General features: G+C 48.3%; 21 protein-coding genes. All 21 read right to left on the bottom strand.

What is annotated here, in order from left to right:
• Positions 1–207 precede the first annotated feature (207 nt).
• Positions 208–1,176: a DUF3782 domain-containing protein gene (locus tag E1H13_RS06785; RefSeq protein WP_169612651.1), complete on the bottom strand. Its 969-nt coding sequence runs from the start codon at positions 1,174–1,176 to the stop codon at positions 208–210.
• Positions 1,177–1,217: 41 nt separating this feature from the next.
• Positions 1,218–1,475: a hypothetical protein gene (locus tag E1H13_RS06780; RefSeq protein ID WP_169612650.1), complete on the bottom strand. Its 258-nt coding sequence runs from the start codon at positions 1,473–1,475 to the stop codon at positions 1,218–1,220.
• A gap of 72 nt (positions 1,476–1,547) precedes the next feature.
• Complete coding sequence (locus E1H13_RS06775; RefSeq protein WP_169612649.1) at positions 1,548–2,837, bottom strand: nucleotidyltransferase family protein; 1,290 nt, start codon at positions 2,835–2,837, stop codon at positions 1,548–1,550.
• Between the two features lie 20 nt (positions 2,838–2,857).
• Positions 2,858–4,714: an ABC transporter ATP-binding protein gene (locus E1H13_RS06770; RefSeq protein ID WP_169612648.1), complete on the bottom strand. Its 1,857-nt coding sequence runs from the start codon at positions 4,712–4,714 to the stop codon at positions 2,858–2,860.
• A 35-nt stretch (positions 4,715–4,749) separates the two neighbouring features.
• Complete coding sequence (locus tag E1H13_RS06765; protein ID WP_169612647.1) at positions 4,750–5,895, bottom strand: class I SAM-dependent methyltransferase; 1,146 nt, start codon at positions 5,893–5,895, stop codon at positions 4,750–4,752.
• A gap of 52 nt (positions 5,896–5,947) precedes the next feature.
• Entirely contained in the window at positions 5,948–6,958 is a 1,011-nt protein-coding gene (locus E1H13_RS06760; RefSeq protein WP_169612646.1) for a hypothetical protein, read from the bottom strand.
• Between the two features lie 16 nt (positions 6,959–6,974).
• Positions 6,975–8,159, bottom strand: coding sequence for a PqqD family protein (locus E1H13_RS06755; protein ID WP_169612645.1), 1,185 nt, complete (start codon positions 8,157–8,159; stop codon positions 6,975–6,977).
• Between the two features lie 173 nt (positions 8,160–8,332).
• Complete coding sequence (locus tag E1H13_RS06750; RefSeq protein ID WP_169612644.1) at positions 8,333–8,515, bottom strand: lasso peptide; 183 nt, start codon at positions 8,513–8,515, stop codon at positions 8,333–8,335.
• 222 nt (positions 8,516–8,737) lie between these two features.
• Positions 8,738–10,651: an asparagine synthetase B gene (locus tag E1H13_RS06745; protein ID WP_169612643.1), complete on the bottom strand. Its 1,914-nt coding sequence runs from the start codon at positions 10,649–10,651 to the stop codon at positions 8,738–8,740.
• Between the two features lie 157 nt (positions 10,652–10,808).
• A complete protein-coding gene (locus E1H13_RS06740) occupies positions 10,809–11,108 on the bottom strand; it encodes a PqqD family protein (RefSeq protein WP_169612642.1) in 300 nt (99 codons plus the stop codon).
• A 400-nt stretch (positions 11,109–11,508) separates the two neighbouring features.
• The gene (locus E1H13_RS06735; RefSeq protein ID WP_169612641.1) at positions 11,509–11,997 is read right to left on the bottom strand and encodes a lasso peptide biosynthesis B2 protein; all 489 of its coding nucleotides are present in this window, start codon (positions 11,995–11,997) and stop codon (positions 11,509–11,511) included.
• A 463-nt stretch (positions 11,998–12,460) separates the two neighbouring features.
• Positions 12,461–13,390 (bottom strand): cyanoexosortase C, encoded by a 930-nt coding sequence (gene crtC / locus E1H13_RS06730; RefSeq protein ID WP_169612640.1) that lies wholly within the window; start codon positions 13,388–13,390, stop codon positions 12,461–12,463.
• Positions 13,391–13,512: 122 nt separating this feature from the next.
• Positions 13,513–13,836, bottom strand: coding sequence for an SMR family transporter (locus E1H13_RS06725; RefSeq protein WP_240966506.1), 324 nt, complete (start codon positions 13,834–13,836; stop codon positions 13,513–13,515).
• Between the two features lie 47 nt (positions 13,837–13,883).
• Positions 13,884–14,816 (bottom strand): decaprenyl-phosphate phosphoribosyltransferase, encoded by a 933-nt coding sequence (locus E1H13_RS06720; RefSeq protein WP_169612638.1) that lies wholly within the window; start codon positions 14,814–14,816, stop codon positions 13,884–13,886.
• A gap of 59 nt (positions 14,817–14,875) precedes the next feature.
• A complete protein-coding gene (locus E1H13_RS06715; protein ID WP_169612637.1) occupies positions 14,876–16,444 on the bottom strand; it encodes a glycosyltransferase family 39 protein in 1,569 nt (522 codons plus the stop codon).
• On the bottom strand, positions 16,416–17,612 hold the full coding sequence (locus E1H13_RS06710; protein WP_169612636.1) for a glycosyltransferase family 4 protein: 1,197 nt from the start codon (positions 17,610–17,612) through the stop codon (positions 16,416–16,418). The genes E1H13_RS06715 and E1H13_RS06710 overlap by 29 nt, the downstream gene beginning before the upstream one ends.
• 46 nt (positions 17,613–17,658) lie before the next feature.
• Positions 17,659–18,858 (bottom strand): glycosyltransferase, encoded by a 1,200-nt coding sequence (locus E1H13_RS06705; protein WP_169612635.1) that lies wholly within the window; start codon positions 18,856–18,858, stop codon positions 17,659–17,661.
• A gap of 25 nt (positions 18,859–18,883) precedes the next feature.
• Positions 18,884–19,666 (bottom strand): glycosyltransferase family 2 protein, encoded by a 783-nt coding sequence (locus E1H13_RS06700; protein WP_169612634.1) that lies wholly within the window; start codon positions 19,664–19,666, stop codon positions 18,884–18,886.
• Positions 19,667–19,778: 112 nt separating this feature from the next.
• Positions 19,779–20,723, bottom strand: coding sequence for a sulfotransferase (locus E1H13_RS06695; RefSeq protein WP_169612633.1), 945 nt, complete (start codon positions 20,721–20,723; stop codon positions 19,779–19,781).
• Between the two features lie 48 nt (positions 20,724–20,771).
• Positions 20,772–21,473, bottom strand: coding sequence for a hypothetical protein (locus tag E1H13_RS06690; protein ID WP_169612632.1), 702 nt, complete (start codon positions 21,471–21,473; stop codon positions 20,772–20,774).
• A gap of 108 nt (positions 21,474–21,581) precedes the next feature.
• Positions 21,582–22,838: a glycosyltransferase family 4 protein gene (locus E1H13_RS06685; RefSeq protein ID WP_169612631.1), complete on the bottom strand. Its 1,257-nt coding sequence runs from the start codon at positions 22,836–22,838 to the stop codon at positions 21,582–21,584.
• Positions 22,839–22,844 lie beyond the last annotated feature (6 nt).

The following is a 22,844-nucleotide window of genomic DNA, read 5'->3' as shown; positions in this document are numbered from 1 at the left end:
AGATGTGTGTACTTAGTAGCCTCCAAAGGAGGGGATTTCGGACCTTGATGCCACCAAATCTCTACATCTGGAAACCCTAAATTCAAGACTTGACGCTGCACTAGGGTGACGGTAAAAAAATAGGCACGACAAATTTGCCCCAGGCCAGGATGGCTTGGGGCAAGTTGGGGGTTGTGTTTCATCAGGCCTGCTATGGGTACCGGACGGTCATAAAACATTATCTGTTGCACCGTACTGGTACCCAGGCATCGACTGAGGAGAGCTGTAGACCTCAATGCCCAGTGCTTCGGCCACGGGCCGCGCTCGCTCGTCGACCATCGGCGAAATCACCAGCTTGCGGCTCACAGGGCGCTCGTGGCGCTTTTGGTAAAAGGCCACCTTGCGATCAAAGCTATACATGTCTGACTTACTCAGCGACGATTTGATCTCACAGGCAATCACTGAGCCATTGGTAATCACAATGTCGAGCTCGACCTGGTCAGGGCGACCAAACACCTCGCCCGCTTCATCAAAATCGTTGATGTTGAGCACCTGCACCCCAAAGGATTGTTCCAGGATGCCCTTGAGCGCACTGCGAAAGCTCTCCTCGGAGTAAAGCCCCCAGCGAGAGCCAATCGCCCCGATAGAGCTGTCGTAGCGGCGCTTTTGATCCTGGATCTCAGCCAGCATGGTTTGAGTTTGCTGGTGTTGCTCGTTCCACTGGCGCGACTGTTCGTCCCACTTGCGTGACTGCTCTGCGCGATCGCGCTCGAGGGTAGCGAAGGTATTTTGATTTTGCTGGTGTTGCTCGTCCCATTTGCGTGACTGCTCGTCCCATTTGCGTGCCTGCTCTTCGCGATCGCGCTCAAGGTTGGCTAAGGTCTCCCGATTGTGTTGATATTGCTCGTTCCACTGGCGCGACTGTTCGTCCCATTTGCGTGACTGCTCTGCGCGATCGCGCTCGAGGTTGGCTAAGGTCTCCCGATTGTGTTGATATTGCTCGTCCCATTTGCGGGACTGCTCTTCGCGATCGCGCTCGAGTTCGGCTAAAACGCGATCAAACTTGCTTTCGGTCTCGGCGCGGCTGTCGTAGTAATTGGAGACTGTGCGCAGCACAAAGTCTCTCACCTGAGGGTCTTCGGCGATCAGCTGGGGGAGGATGTCTTGTACGGCTTTTTTCAGGTCGGGGGGTGTCATCGTGGTGAAGGTGGCTTACCTTCTCCTATGAAAATCTGCTTTTAGTTTAAGCCAGGGGAAGGCCATTGGCTGTCAAGGTACCAAAAGCCGTAGACCAGGAGGGCTAAACCCATTAACAGAACGATACTGCGATCGCCCATTTGTTGCAGTAGGGTCGCCCGCCAGGCGGCGCCAGCGCCAAAGGGCAGGGCCAGGGCGAGCATGTCGGCCAGGAAGCCGAACAGACAGGTAAAGTCGACAATCCGGGCGATCGATTGACCGCCGAAGCCGATGGAAGAAGAATTAGATAAGCTGGCCATAGCACTACCTTTACGGAACACCGCTAAGCTCCGTAGAATTCCAATGGACTTTAAGATAGCTTTACATTATTCCTATCGATTGACTGACTCTTTCGGGGTACTCGCCCTCAGCGAGGCCCAGCTCATAAAAACCAGATTTCTTATGAGCCGAAAGGGCCGGATGAAATAGTAAAGCCCATAGAATGACGGTGGCAACTCATAAAAATCTCGATCAAAAGCAGTGGGTCTAAATATCTTATATAGAGGAAAAATGGTGTGACTAATTAAGCATTTCCAGCCATAGCGAATTTTATCTTTAGGGCGCTCCATAGCCTGAACATGGAACTTAAAACTAGCCATGGTGTAGTCCTCTTGGCAAGGATAGCGAGCCTCGCCACTGAGGCGCTGATACACTCGACCGGCCAAGGCTTTGATCTGGGGATCAGTTTCAACCTTAGAGAGAATTTCCCCAGGCAACTGTATGTCCAGTACGTCGTAGGCTAGAAAGCAGCCTAGCAAAAACATTCGCTGGCAGCCAAGGGTTTTAGCCTGTTCTAGTAATCGCCGCCAGTCTAGTTGATCATGGGCCTGAATTAATTCAGCCACGTCCACAATCCAGATCAACCGCTCCCAGAAGCTTTTAGCGCCATGGATACAGAGATAGAGGAGGTTTTCCTCGGCCCGAAAACTATGGACGGTTTGGCCAAGCAAAGTTACGGGTTCAAGAAAATTCCAAAAGTAATCTAAATCGGCTGTTAATGAAAACAAGTAGCCGGCGACTAAGCGTTTATGGAGGTCGACATACACGGTTTCATTTTGGTTGGCCAAGGAATACTCACCCCAGCCCTGCATGACGGACATCCGCTGGGCTTCGTTGAGAAACCAAGGCGTAGTGGCATGGTATCCATGATCAAGCAAGAGATCCTTCGCTTTTAGAAAGTTTTGTTGATCAACTAAAAGATCAAGATCAGAAAACTGGCGTAGTGCCATATTGCCATAGATGGATGTGGTCAACACCGGCCCCTTAAAGGGAATCACTGGAATCCCATGTTCCTTCAATAAAGCAAGTAGATTAAGCAGCTCACCAGTTAAGAAAAGGTTACGTCTAGCACTCCTGTGCAGACAATCCTTTAGCTGGGACAAGATCTGCGGCGAGAGCAAATCTGGACCAATCCGCTTTAGATGCCAGCTCAAAAGCGGCATAGCCCCATGGTGGGCCGCGAGGGGTAGGAGATAATCCCAATCAAGCTCTTGCTGTAGCAACTCTCGAATCACTTGCTTGGTCTTAGTATTGAGATGGGTTCGAGCACAGCAAAACAGCAGTTGCATTTCCAGGGAGTTAGGGATAGCGGGTGCTGTGATGGCCATTGGGGTTGACGTCATGGAAACAGTGGTTAGAGGGGTCAGGAATGGGTCTCTTGGTGGGCGACGGCGGGCGCTTTTTCGAGATGGCCGGTCTGGGTGAACCACGATTGAGCATAAAGGCCTTGCTGGCGGAGGAGGGTCTCGTGGCTGCCGGACTCTATGATTTTTCCGGCCTTCATCACGTAGATCAGGTCAGCCTGACGGGCGAGGGTAAAGCGGTGGGTAATGACGAGGGTGGTCCGTCCCTGGGCCATGTGGCGAAAGCGGGCCAGCCATTCATGCTCTGCCCAGGGATCCATGGCACTGGTTGGTTCATCAAGAATGATCAGCTGGGCTGCGCGGATGCAAGCTCGGGCCAGAGAGAGTTTTTGCCACTCGCCACCGCTGAGATCTGTGCCCCCCGCAAACCACTTGCCTAGCTGCGACTCATAGGCTTGGGGGAGGTCCATAATTTTAGAGTGAATCCCTGCCCCCTGGGCCGCCGCTATCACCTGCTGCCGACTAAAGTCAGCATGACAGTCACCCAGAGCAATGTTCTGCTCGGCCGTCACGTAGTACGGTATGGGGTTTTGAAACAGAACGGTAATGGCGCGGCGCAAGTCGGCTACTGCAAACTGCCGCAGGTCAATGCCATCTAGGGTAATTTTGCCCTGGGTTGGATCATAAAATCGGCAGAGCAGCTTAATCAGGGTGCTTTTGCCAGCTCCATTGTCTCCAACAATGGCTGTAATTTTACCGGCTGGGATTTCCAGGTCAAAGTTGGTGAGGGTGGCGCGATCGCAGCCTGGATAGATAAAGCTAATATTTGAAAATGCTATCCCCTGCGCTAAGGAGGGGGGTATTACCTGAGGATCAGGGGGATCAATGACGTCTGGCTCTAGGTCTAGAAATTCAAACAGGTTACTAATAAATAGGGTGTTTCTATAGATTTCTTCGAGGCTACCTAGAAAGGTTTTAATAATACTCTGACCTCGGTTAAAGGCCTGATAAAACAAAGCCAGATCACCCATAGTGAGTAACCCCAGCAATAGTTGCTGGCTCATCCAAATCAAGGCCAAGCCAGACAACACTAGGGCCACCATGCTGGCCAGCAAACGGCTCAGGGCCTGCTTACGAATCAGCTGCATATGTTCTTTTCGTAATCGCTTTCGCAGCCGCTGATAGGCTTTGGCAAAGTAATGGCCCCAATTAAATAAGCGGAGTTCAGCCGCACTCCAGTTGCTGGTGAGTAAATATTCGTAGTAGGCCAGTCGGCGACGTTCTGAGGTGGTACGTTGTGACCACTGGTACTGCTCTAGGTTGAGGCGTAACCCAATCACCAGGGCCGGAAAAGCACTAATGACTAAAATTAAGGGTAACCATGGCCCATAAGTTAACAGTAACGTGGCGATCGCCCCTAGGGTAATGGCATTTTGCAGCAGACTACCGAGGTTTTCTAGCAAAGACAACGATTGTTGGCTGGCCCCTTCCCTCGCCCGTTCTAGGCGATCGCTGTATTCAGGGGACTCATAGCAAGCAAAGTCAATCGCAATGGATTGCTGATGCACCAGCCCACTGATAAAGTCCTGCACTAGTTCCGACTGGGAGGTCCGGACCCAGGTGGACACGCCATTCAATAGCTCACTGGCGAGTAACACAGCGACCATGGCCGCCCCAGGAATCAACACCGGATACAGCGCCTCCGCACTCAGCCCTTGGCCTGTGGCATTAACTAGGCCATCCACCAATGAGCGCGACAGAAAAATGGTGATGGCTGGCAGCAACCCTTGAATCACTAACACCATTCCCCACAGCAGCATCCACCCCCGGGCCGCCTGCCAAATTAACCCCAAAACTTGGGGGATATAAATCAACTGCTGCCTAAAGGTTGTCAGCTTTTGTAAGAGAAATGCCATGGGTTTGTAGTTCACAACTGCATGCTTTTCCACCATCAACCATAGATCTGCGCCAGGTCTCGCACCCGGTCAAGGGCATCTTGCCCCTGAGGGAACTGGGCCGGAAACTGGGCGGCTACTTTTTGGGCAATTTGCTCGACCGTGAGCTGCTGGGTCATCGCCTGAAGAATTGAGCAATCAACTTGACCATCTTCGCTCAGGGATGGCACGTAACTGGGTACCCGTTTCCGTAGCTTTTGGGGATCGAGGGTTTGACTAAAGAAGTTAGACTGCTTAAACTCAGCCAGTGGCTGGGCTAGCCCAGAACGGGTCACCTGGGTATGCCAGGTCCACATATAATCCTGGCTAATTAAATCAGCGCGAATATCCAGCTCAATGCGATCGCCAACCTGGAGATCAACGGGTTCTAAGAACGGAAAAAAGGCGCTGCCATAGGCAATTTCCGGGGCATAGGGGGCACTGGTCAAGGGTACGCCGTCGGTGACCAGGGTATCGAACCAGAGCATGTAGCCATGGGCCAGGCCGGGGCGATCAACGGTCCAGCTAACTTGGGCCTTGAGGTTAGGCTCTTCAACGGTGCGGTAGTCGACCTCAGCCCACTGCACTGGGTTAGTCAAAAACTGTTCTAAATGAGCCCGACCCCGACCCCAGGTATTGAGCTCAACCTTGAGCCCAGCACTCAAGTCGAAACCATAGGGGGCATCGTTCCACGGGCTAGCATAGGACTGGTATAACTCGGGGGCCGTGACTACCCCGCCCCACAGGGTATCTTTTTGGGGCAGCAAAATGCCCCCTGGCTTAAGCAACCGCTGACGGGCATCGACTAAGGACGGAATATGCTGGGCAAACCAGGGCATGACCCCGTGCAGGTCCGAGATAATCACATCCGCCTGTTCCGGCAGGGTGAGTTTGGTGGAAATGCCCTGGATAAATTCGATGCGATCGCTATAGCCATTGGCAGCGGCAATTTGCTTGGCCAGATGAATCGCGGTCGCTGGTTCAATGGCATAGACCTTGCTCGCCCCCAGTTGACAGGCCATCAGCGCATGGATGCCGGTGCCAGTACCAATGTCAATCACCACCGCTCCTGGCTGAATGGAATGCCTGAACGCTTGCAAATAAGCATCCATGCGCGGCTGATCGAGAATCATGCGGCCATAGGAGGAAATGCTATACATCATAGGTTTAAAGTTCTGTGTAAAGGAAAGTTAATAGGGATAATAGGGAAACACATTAAGTCTGGGCATCTTGCAAAATCGCCTCCCGTACCTGGGGCAGGTACGCTACACCACTGGGGTAGCTGAGGCGGCGCACGGAAACCTGGGCTGCAATCTGTGCCAAGCGCCTAAACCGATGGAGCTGCATCTGGGGCACAGCTTCCACGAGTTGGGCCGCAAAGGCATGTTTAACTAACTCCAGCAAGGCTTCCCGAGGAGAGAGGCGGGTAATCTCCACCGCTGTACCCCCATCGTCCACTGGTCGGCGATCGGGCAGGTAAAGGCAACGCAGGGGTACTGGCTCTGCCCAAAACTGACCAAAGCCCCCCTCATCCACCGGAATCCGCCGCTTCGATAGGTGGGGTACCACCGCCTCTAGCCCTTGGTAGGCTCCCCAAAAATGCTCGGCCTGATCTGGCCACATGCGCATTTGTGGGTAGCCCGGTCGACCTAAAATCTGGGGGCCATCGGCGGCCACGGGCAGAATGTCGTCGGTCAGCAGGGGGTAACCCAACTGCATCAACGAGGCGGCTAAGGAGGTTTTACCTCCTTTATTGGTGGCGGCAAAGGCAATGGCATGACCATTCACCACCACCGCCGCCGCATGGAGGGCAATTATCCCCTGCTGCTCTAGCCAAAAGGACAAGACGCCCCCCAGCAACCCCACCTCCACCCAGTAGCGATGGAAGTCGTTGGTTAAATGGCAAATGATGCGATCGCGCCACAGGTAGTAGTCTGTACAGTTGGGATAATGCAGCACGCTGTAGTCAGGGGTCTGAAACAGCTGTAGCTCACTGTTGCCATCGGCATCTAGAGTAGAGCTGGCATAAACCGGGGCGGTGGCTTGCCAATCTAGGGTGGGTGCCTTGGTTTCGGTGCAGTGAAACGTCAACTGGGGCTGACCGCTCCCCGGCATTAACCGATTGGCAAAGGCAAAATCGCTGCCCAGGGTGACCCCATACAAGCTATAGGTTTGCTGACTGGCGATCGCCGCCGCCCCAGGGCTATGCAGAATTTGTTGACTCATTGTTCATACCAACCATTCAAGCAGCATTAATCAGAAACCCCTGATCGAGCAGGGACGTAATGAAGTCAGTGAGATCGCCGTGCAGGGTAGCGGGTTCCACCTCATAGGTGGTGGCGAGCTGCTCCAAGGCCTGATCTACGGTGGTCTGGGTAATCAGCGCTTGCCAAAAATCAGCCGCCACCTCAGACAACACCACACTCTGGCCCGTGGCCCCATTGCCCACCACCAGTTGCCCTTGCCAATAGCCAAAGACCACCTCTGGCCCTGGGCGCAGTGCCCCTGCCGGGGGGGGGTGCACCTGCACCGATGCGGTCACCTGGCCAGCCTGGGGTCGATTTTTGACGCACAACTGGGGCGGCACCAAGGTCCAGCCACTCTCCAATTCCTCGGTCACCGGGTTCCAGAAATTGTGGTCAGGCTCGTTCCAGGGAAAACACAGCTGCGGCGGATGACCCACCCAGTAGCGTTGGCGGCCACTGCGTTGCCAGGCCCGTTGACGCCAGGCTTCGTATTCGGCCCCAAACCGCTGGGGCGCATAGTCAGCCAAATCATGGGCGCTGACACAGGCCAGTACCCGGTCCTCAGCCTGTTCAATGGCCCGCCGCAGATCGGGGTGGGCGTACAAGCAAGCAAACACCACTTGGTCATGGGGATGCTGGGCCAGAAAATCGGCAAACCGCGCCCCGGTCAGGGCACAGTCATCTACCACCACCACAGGGGCCTGGGGGTCGGGCACCCCTTCTAGCTGGTGATGGGACAGATGCAGGGCATAGGCCAATTGGCCTAGCACAATCAGCCCCCCCCGGGGAATGGCGGTAAAGTGGCACCGCTGCAGCAGGTCGGCCCCCAGGCGAGCCGTCAGGTTTGCGGCCAGTTGATCGCCATCCCTAACCACCTGGTCGTAGCTAACATATTGCACAGCGGCCAGCGCCTGGGGTAACCAACTCGCCAGAAAGTCCAGCCGGGCCTGGGTCGCAGCGTCAAACTTGCCAATGACAGTCAAGGCCGGATTTGGCCCAGAACGTACCACCAGGGTAGCCCCCAACGTCTGTTGCCAAAAGGGGCTAACCGCTAGGGCCTGAGCCAGGGTAAGGAGCCCCTGGTCTGGGGGCATGGCCCCATAGAGGCTAGCGCTCGGCAGCTGGCTCCAGAGTTGCCCAGAGGCTAATTTGATCACTGATGGCGTGGCAGGTTCGCCCATGGGGAGAAGAAATAAATGTTTTAGTTAAAGAGGAATATTTAATAAGTAGAACTAGAAATAGGAAGCAAAGCATCTCCAAGTGCTTGATTGAAGTGGGGCACCCGGTACCAGATGCCCCAATGGCAAGGCCTAATTAACCATTAGCAGTTGGAACTAGCTGATAGTGAAACACCCTACCGACGATTAGGGTTACCACCACCACCAGCTTGGTTGTTTCCACTACCTTGGCCTTGGCCAGGGAAGGCCATGCTACCGGTGCCAAAGCTATCCGTCGTGAAAGTCATACCCACTTGAGTTGTCAGGTCAGCCACGTTGCCAAAGGTGCTGAGCTTAGGGGTTTCGTAGGACTTTTTCATGGTTTTTCTCCTTAAAAGAAAAGGGTTTACGTTAGACAAGGGTTAAACACCAGGGGTGAACCTGGGTTAACCTCAGGGCAAGGCCGATGGGCGTTGCCCTAGCGGTGCTTCAAGCTGTCCCGCAGGGGGACTTCTCGAAGCCCGCTGAACCAGCAAGGTAGGGGGCTGCATAGTGACAAACAAGGTAGGTTAACGAGTCAGTCAATCTGGTAGAACTTCACCCTAGGTAAGACTGTATTGACGGAGCCAGGCTTCGGTCATCAGGGTGGGCCAAAAGCTCGGGTGTTCGTCTCCCCCCTGAGCGACGGTTGAGTCAAAATGTTCTTGCAGTTGGCTTGGGTTGATATATCCCTGGTCTGCTAGACGGGGGGTTGTGATTAGGTCTGTGATGGTGTCTTGGACCGAATGGCTAAGAGCCTGCTGCCAAAGATCAGAGGGATAGATCTTGCCCATCTGCTGGCGGCTGGGCTCTGGCACCACCCCCGCCATGGCCTGACGGGCTAGACACTTGGAGGCCAACAGGCGGGTCACCCGATGCTGGGGAATTGCCATGATAAAGCTGGCTAAGCGGCGATCGCTCCAGGGATCGGTACAGCAAAGGTTAAAGCGGGCAAAATTTCGTTCGTGCCACGTCCCTAAGCGGGCGTATACGGGATCAAACAAAACCTGATAGCGTCGTCGTCTTGCTCCCGTGAACGCCGAAGGCACCTGGGACGAAACACAACGGTTAGCTAAGTCAATGCGGTCAATGAAGGTTGGATTTACCCAGTCAGCAAAGGCCACAGTCCGCGATGGAGAACGGCTAGGCTGTAGCTGATTTCTCAGCCAGACGGCTCGATGGGCGGGCCACAACGCTCGTAGACCAGGGCGTACCAGCTGCTGTCTAACGACTTGGGCCAGGGGTAAACCATGCCACTGACCGTAGGCTTTAAGTTCAGCCCATAGCCCGGACAGGTCTCCAGCGGCCAGCATGCCGAGACCATCGACAATGTCCCCCCCCACCAATAAGTCGCCGTGGGAGCCGGTCATCATTACCCCCATGCCTTCGGCTTTGGCGGTCGCCAGGGTTAGGTCGTGCAGGGCTTGATAACAGCCCATCCAGGGATCATCGCGATCGGGGCCGTGGTCCGGAAAGTCCTTTAGGGGCCAGGCGGTTTCCGCTGGAATATCGGTAACCGGGAAGCCATAGTGCTTGGCGATCGGGTCACTGATGTGGCGCTCGTCGCACTGGGTTAGGGTTTCGAAGGCATAGGAGTAGGCTCGAAAAGCGGGATACTGCCCTGGGTTTTCCTGCACCAGCTTGCCGGCCATAGCCCCCACGCTGCCAGAGTCAACCCCACCACTCATAAACAAGCCCACGGGCTTGATGCTACGCAGGCGACAGGCCACAGCTTCTTGAAAGATCTCCCGAAATTCTTCGGCATAGTCAGCGGCATGGCGATGGCGGATGCGGTGGTTGGGGTCAATATCCCAATAGGGCCACACTCGGCAGCCTTGGGCATCAGCGACCAGGGCATGGCGGGCCGGTAGTTGCTTTATTCCTTCGTAGAAGGTCCAGTCTGCATTGCCGGGATGAAAGGCCAGCCAGGCCCCTAGCATCGGCTCGAAGATTCGGGTTGGCACCCCAGGCACCGCTAGCAGTTGCTTGACCTCCGTACCAAATAGGAGCTGGTGGGGGGTGTATCGGTAATACAAGGCCCGAGTCGCCATGGGGTCACGGGCGGCAAAGAGTTGCTGACGGTTGGCATCCCAAAGGGCAAAGGCAAAGTCACCGATTAAGTGGGCGGCACAGTCGTGCCCCCAGCAGCGATAGGCCGCCAGGATTAAATCGGCATCGGTGGCGTTGGGGGTAGCTAAATGCCCTTTAGCTGACAAAACAGCAATCAGTTCTGAGCGATTATCGATGCGAGCATCGGCGGTTAACCAAAGGCTGTCATCGGGGCTCCGCAGGGGCTGCTGTTCTTGGACTGACTCTGGGGTAATGTGCAGAGCCAAATGGGCTAAACCAACGGCCTCTTGGCAAATATAGTTAATGCCATCTGGGCCACGGTGGGCCACGGTTTCAGCCATGGCCTGTAGCACCGTTGGGTCTACAGGCTGTTGATTAAACTGGATAATGCCGCAAATGCCGCTCATAACCAGTGCTGACCTCTAAAATTTTGCTAGATTCAGATGCAATAAATGGCAGCAAAGTTTTTAGGTAACAAGAGGCCCCTGGATGCAACGGTTAGGGTTAACCTCTACCTATGCTTAGAAAGCAGCCAAGAATCTAAAATCGACTCCGGGTTTGTGGTTAGGATTCACCCTTAACGTCAACCAGGCCAGCCGCTGCTAAATCTTGAATCAGCACCTGTAGGTCGTGGCGTAAAACCTCGGGTTCAACATCAAACTCATTGATCAAACCCGCTTCAAGTTCGGTGGGGGTGACTGGGGTTTGCAATTTCTCCCAGACCACAGCCCCAACCCCGTCTAGACCAAAGTATTGCCCCGACTGGAGCTGAAGAATTACAACTTCTTCGCCCACCTCAGATGACACCTGATTTGACGTAGCTTTTAGGGTGGTTGTGCTTGTTATATCCAACTGAGAAGGCATATAAAACCTCTAAAATTATAGCGACTACTTGTCAGAGCATTAATTAACAGCTTTGGGCTGATTAATTTCTTGCTAACAGAAAAATGTTTTAACTGTGGCCATCTTGTGATTTTGAGTACTAGGCTCAGATAACAGACAGCCGTTTTCTTAACTTGAATACAGCTTAACTGTAATTAGACGAAATTGAAATGGAATAGATTAAAGCATTGATAAGGAAAATAGGTATTCTTCTTAAAGAGATGATGGACAAAAAAATCCTCCGAAATTCCGGTTTATTTGCCATGACATTAGACAATAAACGCAACAATTTTATTTGTGCTAGGTACACTCTACACAAAACTACGCCATAGATAAAAACCCCAGTGTTCTGTTGAGAAATAGGGCGATCGCGCTATCCTAGCTAAGCTCTTCCCTGGGGACGCTGGACATAAATCCCATCGTCAAAGGTTTCTTTAAAAGCAGAATAGAGCTGGTAGACCGTAGGGCGATCGTTCAGCACAGCACCTTCATACTCAATCCAGGCATGGGCTTGAAACTCGCCTTCATGCCTACGAACCCCAATCCGTAAATCACTGAGAATCTGTCGCCGCCGCAGTACAAACCATAGGGTGAGCGATCGCTTCAAGCAGTTGCCCCACAGGGGACTATGGTTAGCGGCTCGGTTGACGGCAAAGGCCATGCGCTTAACATCAGCAAAGGCTAAATCGGTTTTAGCTATATCAACCGGCGATAACTGGGCTAGGTAGCGCTGGGTAATTGGCAAGCCAAATAGAGAAAGGGATAGCGCGATCGCCGGGAGTAAGATAAACGACTGCGCCGTAATCCAGCGCTCATTCCACGACAGTTGCCAAAGAATTTTTAACTTACGCCTGCCACCCACTAAAACCATAGACAACCCCCACAACATTCTATAAACAGTATTCAATGACTCCTCTCCTATGAAAAAGGTGCCATTGGGAACATTTTTCATGGGAGTGAGGTCGGTATATCTCATCCCCTCTCCGTAGGGAGTTTAGATAATCCGGATGATCACGGGAGCTTTATAAAAGCCTTATGCAAAGGCAGCGAATTGTGTAGAAGAGACTATCAAAAAAAATAGGCACCACAACATTGCCCCAAGCCAAGAGGCCTGGGGCTGAAGGAAATAAGTCTAGGAGATGTTACTTGTGATCAGCTACTCGAAAGGATCAGATCTGATTGACTGACAAAAGTTTATAGCCCTCACCCTAAATCCCTCTCCCAGAGCGGGAGAGGGACTTTGAAAATCAAGCTACTTTTCCGGTTCCCCTTCGCCCCTTGTGGGAGAAGAGGTTGGGGGATGAGGGGAACAAGATTTGTCAGTCAACCAGGGATCAGATTGCTTTTTTAGGCCGCCGGCTAACCATGGCCATGATGGCGTAGTAATAGAGCGTAAATAAAACGCCTGTAAACAGCTGCCCACCCCAGGTGCCATGCCAAAATTCAAACCAGCCTTCACCCCAGTACACCGAAGCCAGGGTAAGCAGCATAATGCGGGGAATATTGAAAATCAGCGCCAAAATTGCCCCGACCACCATCATTAACCCGGTCTTGAACCAGTTTTGCTTTAGGAACACGCCCATAAAAAAGCCCGCGATCGCCATTTGAACGGCCATGGTAAAGCCATTGCAGCCCCAGTCCACATGGACTGCTCCACTGGGAGGAATCGCAATATAGGGACCTTCTGAGATAGCAGGCTGACCAATCCACTGCAATGCCTCAGACCCCAGGTAGGCCATCAGCCGTTCTAAAAATTGGTCCGGGGTTAGGGTTTGCCAAAGGGTACGCGCCAAAGCCCCAGGCTGGGGATAAACCGTTGCTGCAAACATCAGCGGTGGTAAGGGATAACACAGAAAAAATGTCCCCCCCCAGGTACTGATGGCCATACCGATCAAAGCGGTTAGCCACAGAATAGATTGAGGCCACACCGCAAAGCGACACCAGGGAAATAGCACCAGGCTGCACAAAATTAGCACATAACCAATGGTGCGATCGGCCTCAAGAACCGATAGCTGAGCTAGCTCAGAGCGCTTTGACCACAGCTGGTATCCCCCTAGCGCCACCATGACCAGGATTAGTGACAGTGCCGTAGACCCATGAATCAACGATCGCCGAAACAACTGAGAAAACCAAGTAGGCAAATAGACTAATCCCAGGGTTAGTCCAGCTAAAATAAACCGCCCATGCCAGGTCGCCAGGGCGACTTTAAGCTGGCTAATGCCGCTCTGGGACAGAGACTTTAAGGGTTTAACGAGATTAACCATAGGGGCATGGAGCTACTACAAGGGGTTAAGACCGCCGCTTTACATCCAATATTCGTCCCCCCTTTACCAAGTCCGTAAAATCTCAATTAGCTTTGGCTGAACTTCATAGTTTAGATCTTGACCTAATGTCGCCCCAGGGCAATCGCTCCAATACCACTCAGCATCAAGCCAATCCCCAGCCAGGCAACAGAGTCCACTTTTTCGTGGAAAAAATAGGCACCCGCCAGGGTGGTCGCAATTACTGTCAGGCCAATCATCAGTGGATAGGCCAAGGACAAATGCCACTTGCTCAGTAAGCTGACGTATAGCAATGTACTGAGCCCATAGGCTACCACCCCACCCAGCAAATAACCGTTGAGCCAAAATTTATCAGAGCCAGATTTTAGTAAAACTTGGGCTAGGGTGTTTAAGGTCACCGTAGCGACGATCAGCAGTATGACTAGCATGAGTGTGCCCATCGATTGGTTGATTACTGGACAACGATGCCCGTGGCCTAGGGTAGTAGCCCTTGTTTATGAAGAAATAGGATCACAACTACGGCGATCGCCCATACCACTACAACCAAAGCCATGGGGCGATCGGTCAACAAAATTTCCTCAGGCCGCTCACCCCGCCCCCCATAGGACGGCCCATGACTCTGACGAGCCACTTCCGATGGATCACTGAGTAGCTGATAGCGAAAGATGCCGTAAAGCACAAAGGGCAGTGTAATCATCATCCAAGGGGTGGGCGCCCCCTGGAGAACTGGACCTGCACTCCACAGGGCATAACTCATCACGGCACCGGTGGTCACTGTACTTTCAATGCGGTTAAGCAGTGGTAAAGAGTAACGGTTTAATACTTTACGCGTGTTGGTACCCTGTATCTGCCCAAGACGCAACTCTGCTTTCCGCTTTTCAACTCCCAAAAACAGGGCCAGCATGGCTGTGCAAACTAAAAACCAAGTCGATAGAGTAATGCCTGTAGCTGCTGCCCCAGCGCAGGCCCGTAGGACAAACCCAGTCGCGATCGCCACAATGTCTAGAATTACGGTTTGCTTAAGCTTCAAGTTATAGGCGACTTGTAACAGAGCGTAGGCGACTAATGTAGCGCCTAATAAGTGAGCATGTCGCCAACCGAAAACAACGGCAATTATTAAAAGTAGAGCAGCAAGAAGAAGCGCTTCAGGAATACTAACTAGCCCGGCAGCAATAGGACGTTTACATTTGACAGGATGACGGCGATCAGACTTAACATCAAAACTATCATTAATCAAATAAAAACCACTAGAGGTCGCACAGAATAGAGTAAATGCTAAAAAGGAATTCAGAAAAATGACATGACTAAACTGGAATGAAAAAAGTGGAGCTGCAAACACAACCAGGCTTTTAGACCACTGATGAGGTCTTAAGGCCATTAAATAAGGAGTTAGGCCTTTATCAGCCATGGCGCTAAGCATAAAATTACACCATCTTAAATCGACAACTCGAGATTAAACATCACAACTCATCGACGTCTTAAATGATAAATATGGAAACCATGAAAGGAATCAACCTCACTCAAAACCTCATATTCTTTTGAAAGTTCATGATTTAGACTAGCCTGCATAGCTTGGTGTGGTCGATACACCGCTAAAACAACCTGTGGGGCTGCATTGACAGCCTCCCGCAGCCTTGTTAGCCAGGTTGGTTGGTTTTGGCGGTTCCAGCCACCCCTCAGGTACGCTGTATCTAGGTCACCATAATACCTAAGCACAGTGGAGCCACCACTTAGCAGCACTGTTTTGTAGCCATCGACCTGGGCTACAGCTAAATGTCTTGTCAAGCCTCGATAATCATCCCGCCAGTGCTCAGTGTTTAAATAATAGTTTTGGAGCGAATAAATATTCAGAGCTAGCAGTCCCATGATCGCCAACCTGCTAAGGTTTCCACTCGACAGCGATTGACTCTGTCGAACAGAAGTGTGGGAAGAGCAAAGGAGAGTCGGCAACCAGAAGGGTAGTATCACCCAAACATAAAATGCATGTCTAGGCAGCCAGCTCATGCCAGTCACTAAAACCAAGCAAAAACCCAGAACATTTGAAAAAACTAAAAAACAGAGGAGAAATTTTTTTATATCCCTTGATTTTCTGGTTTTTTCTGGTTGTAAGCAGGTATTTACTGATAACCAAACCAGCAAGCTAAAAATGACTAGCCAAACTAAGATATGGGGTAAATAGTCTATAAGTAACTGACCATAGTCTCCCCCCCGTAAAGCATTCTGTGAAGGGCCGTAGGTCAAGCCCGTTAAAGTGCCATAGGGTACATAAAGAATATTAAGTAAAAGGGAGTGGGTTGCCCGAGAAATAGAAACTATAGCAGGATTTTTCTCCCCTGGCAACGTCACATAATAAAAAGCCGCAGGCAGTACTGAAATAGCAGCAGGCCACCACCAAGCAAACCACAACCTAATTTTTTTGGTATTCAGCAGAAGATGAGACAAACACAGACTAGCGGTAACGACAATCATTTGGACACTACACAGGAGTCCAATACCCGTCAAGCTGGCAAATATCCAGCGATCCTGATTTCTCCAGTGCCTTGGCCACCCCTGAGAAAAACCAATAATCGCCGTGCTGATAAAATAGATTTGGGCGACAGACACCAAAAATAATAATGAATAATTTCTGACTTCTTGGCTATAGTAAACAAGAAAAGCACTAAATACTGCCAATACTAAAGACCAGAGGGCATGACGTCTTCCATAGAAACGAAAAGCAGTTAAATAGATAATAGGAAGACTTATAGAACTTAAGAAAGCAGAGAATCCCCTAAGAATCCTTTCAGAGTCGCCCCAGAAATGTCTTACTAAAAACAACAGCCAGTAGTAAAGGGGTTGAAACTTGTCAGCATTACTAATTTGCCTAACTTGAGAAAAAATTGCTTCTAATGAATCAGCCTGAGAATTTTCAATACTAAATCCTTCATCCCACCACAGGCTTTGATTGGTCAGGAGAAAGAACCTCAGAAAAAAGCCAATTAAAATCAAACATACAGGCAGATAGCCCCTATTTCTTGTGTGAGAACACAATTTCATAGGCTTTTAATAGCTTAGGTGCTTGATGTTTCCATTCTAGTTCTTCCCGCATCTTACGCTGCCCTTCCTGACCCATTTTTTCCCGTTGGGCTGGATCTCCTAGAAGCTCCAGGATTTTATCAGCAAACTCGGTCTCATCATTAGGCCTGGCATAGAGAGAAGCGGAACCCGCTGAATGCCGTCCTTCCCGTAGATCAAACTGCACAATAGGCTTACCAAGGGCCATGTACTCCAGAATCTTGTTCATAGTACAGTTTTCGTTATAGGCCGATGTAGGGGACGGTTCCACACAGACATCGCAACTAGAAAGTCGCTCTAGAAGCTCATCCCCTTTCTTGAAGCCTGTAAACTCGACATAGCTCTCGATTTCTAGCTCTTTAGCATAAGACCTAAGGCGATCAAAAGCTGGGCCATTGCCAATCAGCATAAAGTGAATATCGTGGCGTTGCTTTTCCCTGACAATGTACTGCACTGCCCGTAAGAGATAATCAATTCCCTCAGGCTCTCCCATAACCCCCATATAACCCACTAAAAAGTTGCGTCCGTTGCGATACTTTTCGTTGAGTGGAAATGGATAGAACTTAGATAGGTCAGGGGCACTACGGACAACAAAGACTTGATGGTCTTTCTTGCCACCTCTAGTTAAAGCAACGTTACGATGGGACTGGTTAGTGGCGATCGCATAATCTGCTGTCGCGTAGGTCAGGCGTTCTACCACACGCAAGCCATGATAGAAAATATCCTGACGATTATATTTGGCTATATACATCTCAGGGGCAAGATCATGGTGATCAAACACTACTCGCACGCCTTTCCACAACTTAAACCAAATTGCGATCAAAAATAATAAGTCAGGAGGATTACAAAGATGAATCGTATCAAACTGTCTTTCTCTCCAAACTTTCTTAGCTAGCTTAAACTGCCAACTCACAGCCCAACTATATTCCCTCAGATAGCCAATAACAGAACTTTCCTCAGGCGGCAGCGGGTGTCTATAAATATAGATATCATCAATAATCTCGAAATCTTTATCAAAACCATTGCCCTGGGGACAAATGACAGAGACCTCATAGCCAGCGTTTTGAAGCGTTGTTGCCTCCATCCAAACTCTGCGATCAAAAGGCACAGAAAGATTTTCGACAAGAATGAGGATTTTTTTACTTTTCATAAAATTCACGGCACGAAGAAAAATATAGAGCTTACAAATCTAGTCCTCAAGCTACAGATTCAGATGTTTCTAAATTTCTAGCTCTATGGATTGTTTCTTGATAAATATCCAATAGTTTTTCAAGATTACTGCGAGGTGAATACATTGACTCAAATTGCTGTCGTGCTAACTCTCCACGACGTTTTAGCTCTGCTGAATTTTGCCAAGCATCCTGAACCACACTAGCTAAGCTGTAGGCATCAGCAGGATTAAAATGCCAACCAGAATAGCCAGGTTGAACAATTTCTGCCATTCCACCTAGTCTGCTCGCAACTACGGGTAATTTAGTTGCAAAAGCCTCCACAATTGTCATCGGAAACCCCTCATACCATTCTGATGGAAACACCAAAAGCGTAGCATTTCTCATTAGATTGATAATCTCTTGGCGAGGTAATTGCCCTAAGTACGAAACATTCTCTGGCAAGTTTGCCGTAATATAATCACTAAGATATCCAGAGCCAGCAATTTTTAGAGGAATCTTTACCTCTAGCAATGACCAAGCTTTAACCATCGTTTCTATGCCTTTTTGAGTAATGAGTCTCCCTACAAAAAGAGCATAGTTACCATCATGGTTACCTGGGGTTATGTCAGATGTCACAAAGTTTGGCTTAACAAATATTTTCTCAGCCTCTACTCCCGCCTCAATAAATTTCTGGCGTGCAAACTCAGTCAGAGCAACATAAGTATTAATTTCTTTAGAGTAAGTCTTCCTTATACGATTAAAGGTAAGGCCAGAAACAAGGAAAGCTGTACTAAGGTAATCCCTGCGGTAACAACCATTTAAGAGTGCTGGGTAAGTAAATGACTTACCAATACACTGTTCGCATACCTGACCATCTCTATAAAGGTTTGAACCAGGGCAAACAAATTTAAAATTATGAAGAGTCTGGACAACCGGAATCTTTTCTGACTGACAAGCCGCATATACAGACGGTGTAATCAAAGGAACAGTATTATGAACATGCACAATATCTGGTGAAAAATCTTGTAAAATCGTTTTAGCTTGACGATAAGATTGCTTAGACCAAACAGAGTTCAACGAAAATCTTAGTTTTTCAGCGGAAGAAGCAGTTTTAATATCTGCGCTCCTCGCAATCCATTGTTTAACTTGATGTCCATCCTGCTCTAAGATTGTCCTTTCTGCTTCAAGAACTGCCTCCTCACCTCCGGGCGTTTGGTATTCGTTATGAACTTGCAAAATTTTCATAAGGACGGGGGGAAAACTGCTGAGACTACCAGTAACAACCAGAACTCAATTTCAGGGTAGTACGTTTAAATTTAGCAACAGCCCGTTTGGAAGCCACAAGCCAATTAGGCTCAGAGCCGTAATATCTCTCGCGAAGTTGCTTTTTTTCCGCTTCTCGTTGCTCAAACAAGCGATATGTTTTTTGTTCTGGATAAATACGCATGCACGACCACAGCTTCTGAACATGATGCAATTCAGCTACCTCTGAGAAGCGTAGCCATAGGTCTGCGTCCATAGCCACATCAAACTTAGAATCTAGCCCTCCTACTTGTTCATAGACTTGACGTGTCCAAAAGGTTGAGGGTTGAGAGATAAAATTATGACTGTACAATAGGATATAGCGACTAAAGCTATGTTCTTTCCTAGGTCTAATAAGGTTGCCTTTGGGATCTATCCAGAGGCTATCACCATAAACAATCTGAGCATCCGGATTCTTCCCAAAGAACTGAGCTACTTCGGAGAGAGTGTTTGGCTGTAAGATATCATCTGAACATAGCCAACCTAGAATATCTCCTGTAGCTTTAGAGAAGCCTTTCTGCAGTGCATCTGTCTGTCCTTGATCAGGCTCACTAATCCAGTAAGTCAACTGACTTGAGTATTTTTCTATAATGTCTACGCTATGATCTTGAGATCCTCCATCAATAACAATATATTCTAGGTTTGGGTAGTTCTGATCAAGAACACTTTTGAGAGTATTTTCTAGATACTGACCTTGATTATATGAAGGTGTAATCAGAGAAATTTTAGGAAGGCTCATTGCAGTGGTCATATAAAACGATTTTAGCTATAAAGAATAATGGCCTATAAAAAGATGAAAAATAAGCGCAGACAGTAATAAGTTCAGCAATATTAAGTCTTATAGGCAGGAAATAAAGATAAGGCTACCAGCAGCTATCATCGTAAAAAACACTCGCTAATCCCCCTGTTTTTTCTTTAATTCTCAAGATCTCTCTAGAATCAAGTCTTTTCTTCCAATTAAATATATTTGACTTACTATCACGCTTAAGATGACGTCTTAAAAACAAGAAAGGATCATTCTTCTTCGCATCAAGTGGATTCTGAGGGTTACTATATTCTTCGATAGTTGTTTTCACATCATCAGAAAAATCTAAACCTAGGCGCTTATACATTTCCTGAAAGGCAGAGACGGGATCTACAGAAATATCTTCATGACTCTGAAATATCCAGGTAGGATTTCTTTTTTGGTATTCAGATACTCTAAAGTAAATAATATTCCATAATAAACAGGCTTGATCGATAATATCTTTCTCGCTAGTAGCATAGTGACTAATCTCTGAAGCAAAAGGATAAAGACATTCCTCCATCAGCAAAGATTGCTTCAGAAGATCTTGAAAAGGAAAAGTCCAATTTTTTGCTTTGATACTCGCCGCAAAAGCAGCTGGATGTCTAATAATAACAACAACATCCATATCAAAGCTTGATGCTAGCCATTCAGCAGAAAATATAGCTATTGGATCCTTCAATAAAGGCCGCAATCTCAACATCCGATACTTATTGAAGTTGCGGCAGTCTCGCAACATCCGTCCAAAATCACGAAAAGAGGTGACGGCTTGAATTTCTCGCCCAACCTTATATTTAAATTCAATCGTATCTTTCAATGAGCTGTAGTACTCTTCCCCATTTTTTTGAGAGATATAAGGAAACCAATAATTAAATTCGGCAGAACAAATCCCAGGACGATGGTGCAGATTAAAGGGTTCTTGTATGTATCCAACTTCAGAGGATAATGCTAGCATTCGACCGATCCATGTCGAACCAGAGCGATGAGCCCCTGTGACGAGAATAGGTCTTGATGAGTTACTCACAGTATTAAATACTCACAAAAATGTACAAAGTATTACTTTAGCTAGTTACTAAATCAGAAAGTTAGAGTATATGGCTTTTGCTTCGCCAAGTAACTCATCGTATTTTGGTGATTTAATTATCTCAATAAGATCCTTTTTTCGGTTTTCTTTTTGAAGTGATGGGCGAGAAAATCCTAATTCATTCATGCCATTCTTTTTAGCCATGATCTCAGTCTGCTTGAAAATCGAATCTAGATCGTCGCCAGTTGGTGTAGCCGCAGTAAATTCAGTTCTAAAGTGCTCGTTCACTCTAATAACAACGTTAGAAATTTGACTAATAATTTCTTCAAAAGTAGCAACTACATAGCTACCTTGATATCTAGATACAGTTTTATAGAAACGAATATAACACTGTAGCGCTGCCCTAACACTTAACTCGGGTTTTCTCAGGACGTATGAAGCCACAGCATCTTGTGGTTGACGTATTAAAACCAACGTTGGGATCTGCCAGTGAGCTGCCCGAATAACCTGAGCAGGAACATGCATGTGATGGGCAATAGATACAGGCTGCGACTGGGCCTGCTCAAAGGCCAAAACAGCAAATGTATTAGCGGATCTAGGAAATCCCTCAATAACAATTTGGGTTTTTTTGTTAACAGATAGCTTCCGATTAATAGGAACTAAGCTATAAAGAGGATAAAAAATCTCTGGATAACAACCAATCTGCATTCGTGTGGGAAAGGAATTAACAATATGTCCGTAATAGCTCATAATAAGAATAAAAAACTATTTGACAATATAAATATGGAAACATGAAATATTGCCAACAAAAAGACAATATTTCTAGAAACCATTACTTAATAAATGAACCGTAAAAAATTATTGACTTAAAAGTTCATCAAATAAAGCAATATACTGTTCAGCTTGGGCGGCATCAGAAAAGCTACTTTCAACTTTTTCTCTAGCATTTTTTCTCAGTTCTTGACGTGATAGACTATCATCACTCAATATCCATTGAATCCCTACCGCTAGATCCTTTGGATCAAAGGGTTTAGCCAGATAACCATTGACTCTATGGTCAATCAAGTCTGGCATTCCGCCAATTTTAAAGGCGGCACAAGGAGTACCACAGGCTAAGGCTTCCATCACTGTATTAGGAAGATTATCTTCGCGAGATGGAGCAACAAAAACATCAGCAGCAGAATACGCTATGGAAAGAGAAATATCATCATTTAATCTGCCAAGATAATGACTCTTTAAACTTAAGTCATTTGATTCATCACCTCGCGTACTGCCAAAAATTACTAATTCAGGCCGATGTTTACCTTGAGACAATTCTAAACAGGATAGAGTTTCTTTCAGTAAATCAAAGCCTTTACGATTATCACTAGTTGCATTCACAGACCCAAAAAGAATTAAATCTCTATCCTGAGGTAGGTTTAAGCGATCGCGAGCAACCTGCTGAGACATGGGCTTGTAAGTTTCAACATCTAGTCCATTAGGTATAACCTTAATAGGGACCTCTGAAAATAGAGAACTTTCTCTAGCACGCTCAGCTAGCCAACGACTGGGAGTGACAACTGTTAAATTTAAGTTCTTCCACGATTTTAACTTACGATTCATCACCCATCGAGATAAGTCTAGCTGACTATGACTGCTTAGCTGTGGACATTTTCCACAGGCCCTCTTATATTCTTCACACCCATTAGTATAATGGCAACCACCCGTAAAAGCCCACATATCATGTAGGGTCCAAACCACTGGTAAATCAAAATTGGCAAGTGTTTCTAATCTTAAGTACCCAAAATTAATCCAATGAAGATTAATAATATCTGGCTTAAAGTTATTAAAAATCCTTGTCTTCATGCTGTCCGGGAACCAATTTAAGGAATAAGCTCCTTTCTTACGATTTCTATACGCCTTCAAAGGTAAGGAATCTAAGTATCGATTGGCCCGAGTTAGTGATAGGAGATTTGTCAGTCTATGACTTGGTAGGTATACATCAGGAGTGTCACCAGCTTTAGTTTGTACTAACATCGAAGACTTAACTTTCTTTAATTGCAAACCCTGATGTAATCGTAGAGCAGCCTTACCAGCACCGGCTGAATCTGCTTCACTGATGATAATAGGATTCATAAATAA

The sequence above is a fragment of the Nodosilinea sp. P-1105 genome (genome assembly GCF_012911975.1).
Classification (GTDB): Bacteria; Cyanobacteriota; Cyanobacteriia; order Phormidesmidales; family Phormidesmidaceae; genus Nodosilinea.
Note: the sequence above shows the minus strand (reverse complement) of the source record. Positions and strands in the feature narration are given on the sequence as shown.

Coding starts and splice junctions, on each gene's coding strand:
- E1H13_RS06785 (WP_169612651.1), bottom strand. CDS start 1,176: ATGACACCCCCCGACCTGAAAAAAGCCGTACAAGACATCCTCCCCCAG.
- E1H13_RS06780 (WP_169612650.1), bottom strand. CDS start 1,475: ATGGCCAGCTTATCTAATTCTTCTTCCATCGGCTTCGGCGGTCAATCG.
- E1H13_RS06775 (WP_169612649.1), bottom strand. CDS start 2,837: ATGACGTCAACCCCAATGGCCATCACAGCACCCGCTATCCCTAACTCC.
- E1H13_RS06770 (WP_169612648.1), bottom strand. CDS start 4,714: ATGGCATTTCTCTTACAAAAGCTGACAACCTTTAGGCAGCAGTTGATT.
- E1H13_RS06765 (WP_169612647.1), bottom strand. CDS start 5,895: ATGATGTATAGCATTTCCTCCTATGGCCGCATGATTCTCGATCAGCCG.
- E1H13_RS06760 (WP_169612646.1), bottom strand. CDS start 6,958: ATGAGTCAACAAATTCTGCATAGCCCTGGGGCGGCGGCGATCGCCAGT.
- E1H13_RS06755 (WP_169612645.1), bottom strand. CDS start 8,159: ATGGGCGAACCTGCCACGCCATCAGTGATCAAATTAGCCTCTGGGCAA.
- E1H13_RS06750 (WP_169612644.1), bottom strand. CDS start 8,515: ATGAAAAAGTCCTACGAAACCCCTAAGCTCAGCACCTTTGGCAACGTG.
- E1H13_RS06745 (WP_169612643.1), bottom strand. CDS start 10,651: ATGAGCGGCATTTGCGGCATTATCCAGTTTAATCAACAGCCTGTAGAC.
- E1H13_RS06740 (WP_169612642.1), bottom strand. CDS start 11,108: ATGCCTTCTCAGTTGGATATAACAAGCACAACCACCCTAAAAGCTACG.
- E1H13_RS06735 (WP_169612641.1), bottom strand. CDS start 11,997: ATGGTTTTAGTGGGTGGCAGGCGTAAGTTAAAAATTCTTTGGCAACTG.
- crtC (WP_169612640.1), bottom strand. CDS start 13,390: ATGGTTAATCTCGTTAAACCCTTAAAGTCTCTGTCCCAGAGCGGCATT.
- E1H13_RS06725 (WP_240966506.1), bottom strand. CDS start 13,836: ATGCTAGTCATACTGCTGATCGTCGCTACGGTGACCTTAAACACCCTA.
- E1H13_RS06720 (WP_169612638.1), bottom strand. CDS start 14,816: ATGGCTGATAAAGGCCTAACTCCTTATTTAATGGCCTTAAGACCTCAT.
- E1H13_RS06715 (WP_169612637.1), bottom strand. CDS start 16,444: ATGAAATTGTGTTCTCACACAAGAAATAGGGGCTATCTGCCTGTATGT.
- E1H13_RS06710 (WP_169612636.1), bottom strand. CDS start 17,612: ATGAAAAGTAAAAAAATCCTCATTCTTGTCGAAAATCTTTCTGTGCCT.
- E1H13_RS06705 (WP_169612635.1), bottom strand. CDS start 18,858: ATGAAAATTTTGCAAGTTCATAACGAATACCAAACGCCCGGAGGTGAG.
- E1H13_RS06700 (WP_169612634.1), bottom strand. CDS start 19,666: ATGACCACTGCAATGAGCCTTCCTAAAATTTCTCTGATTACACCTTCA.
- E1H13_RS06690 (WP_169612632.1), bottom strand. CDS start 21,473: ATGAGCTATTACGGACATATTGTTAATTCCTTTCCCACACGAATGCAG.
- E1H13_RS06685 (WP_169612631.1), bottom strand. CDS start 22,838: ATGAATCCTATTATCATCAGTGAAGCAGATTCAGCCGGTGCTGGTAAG.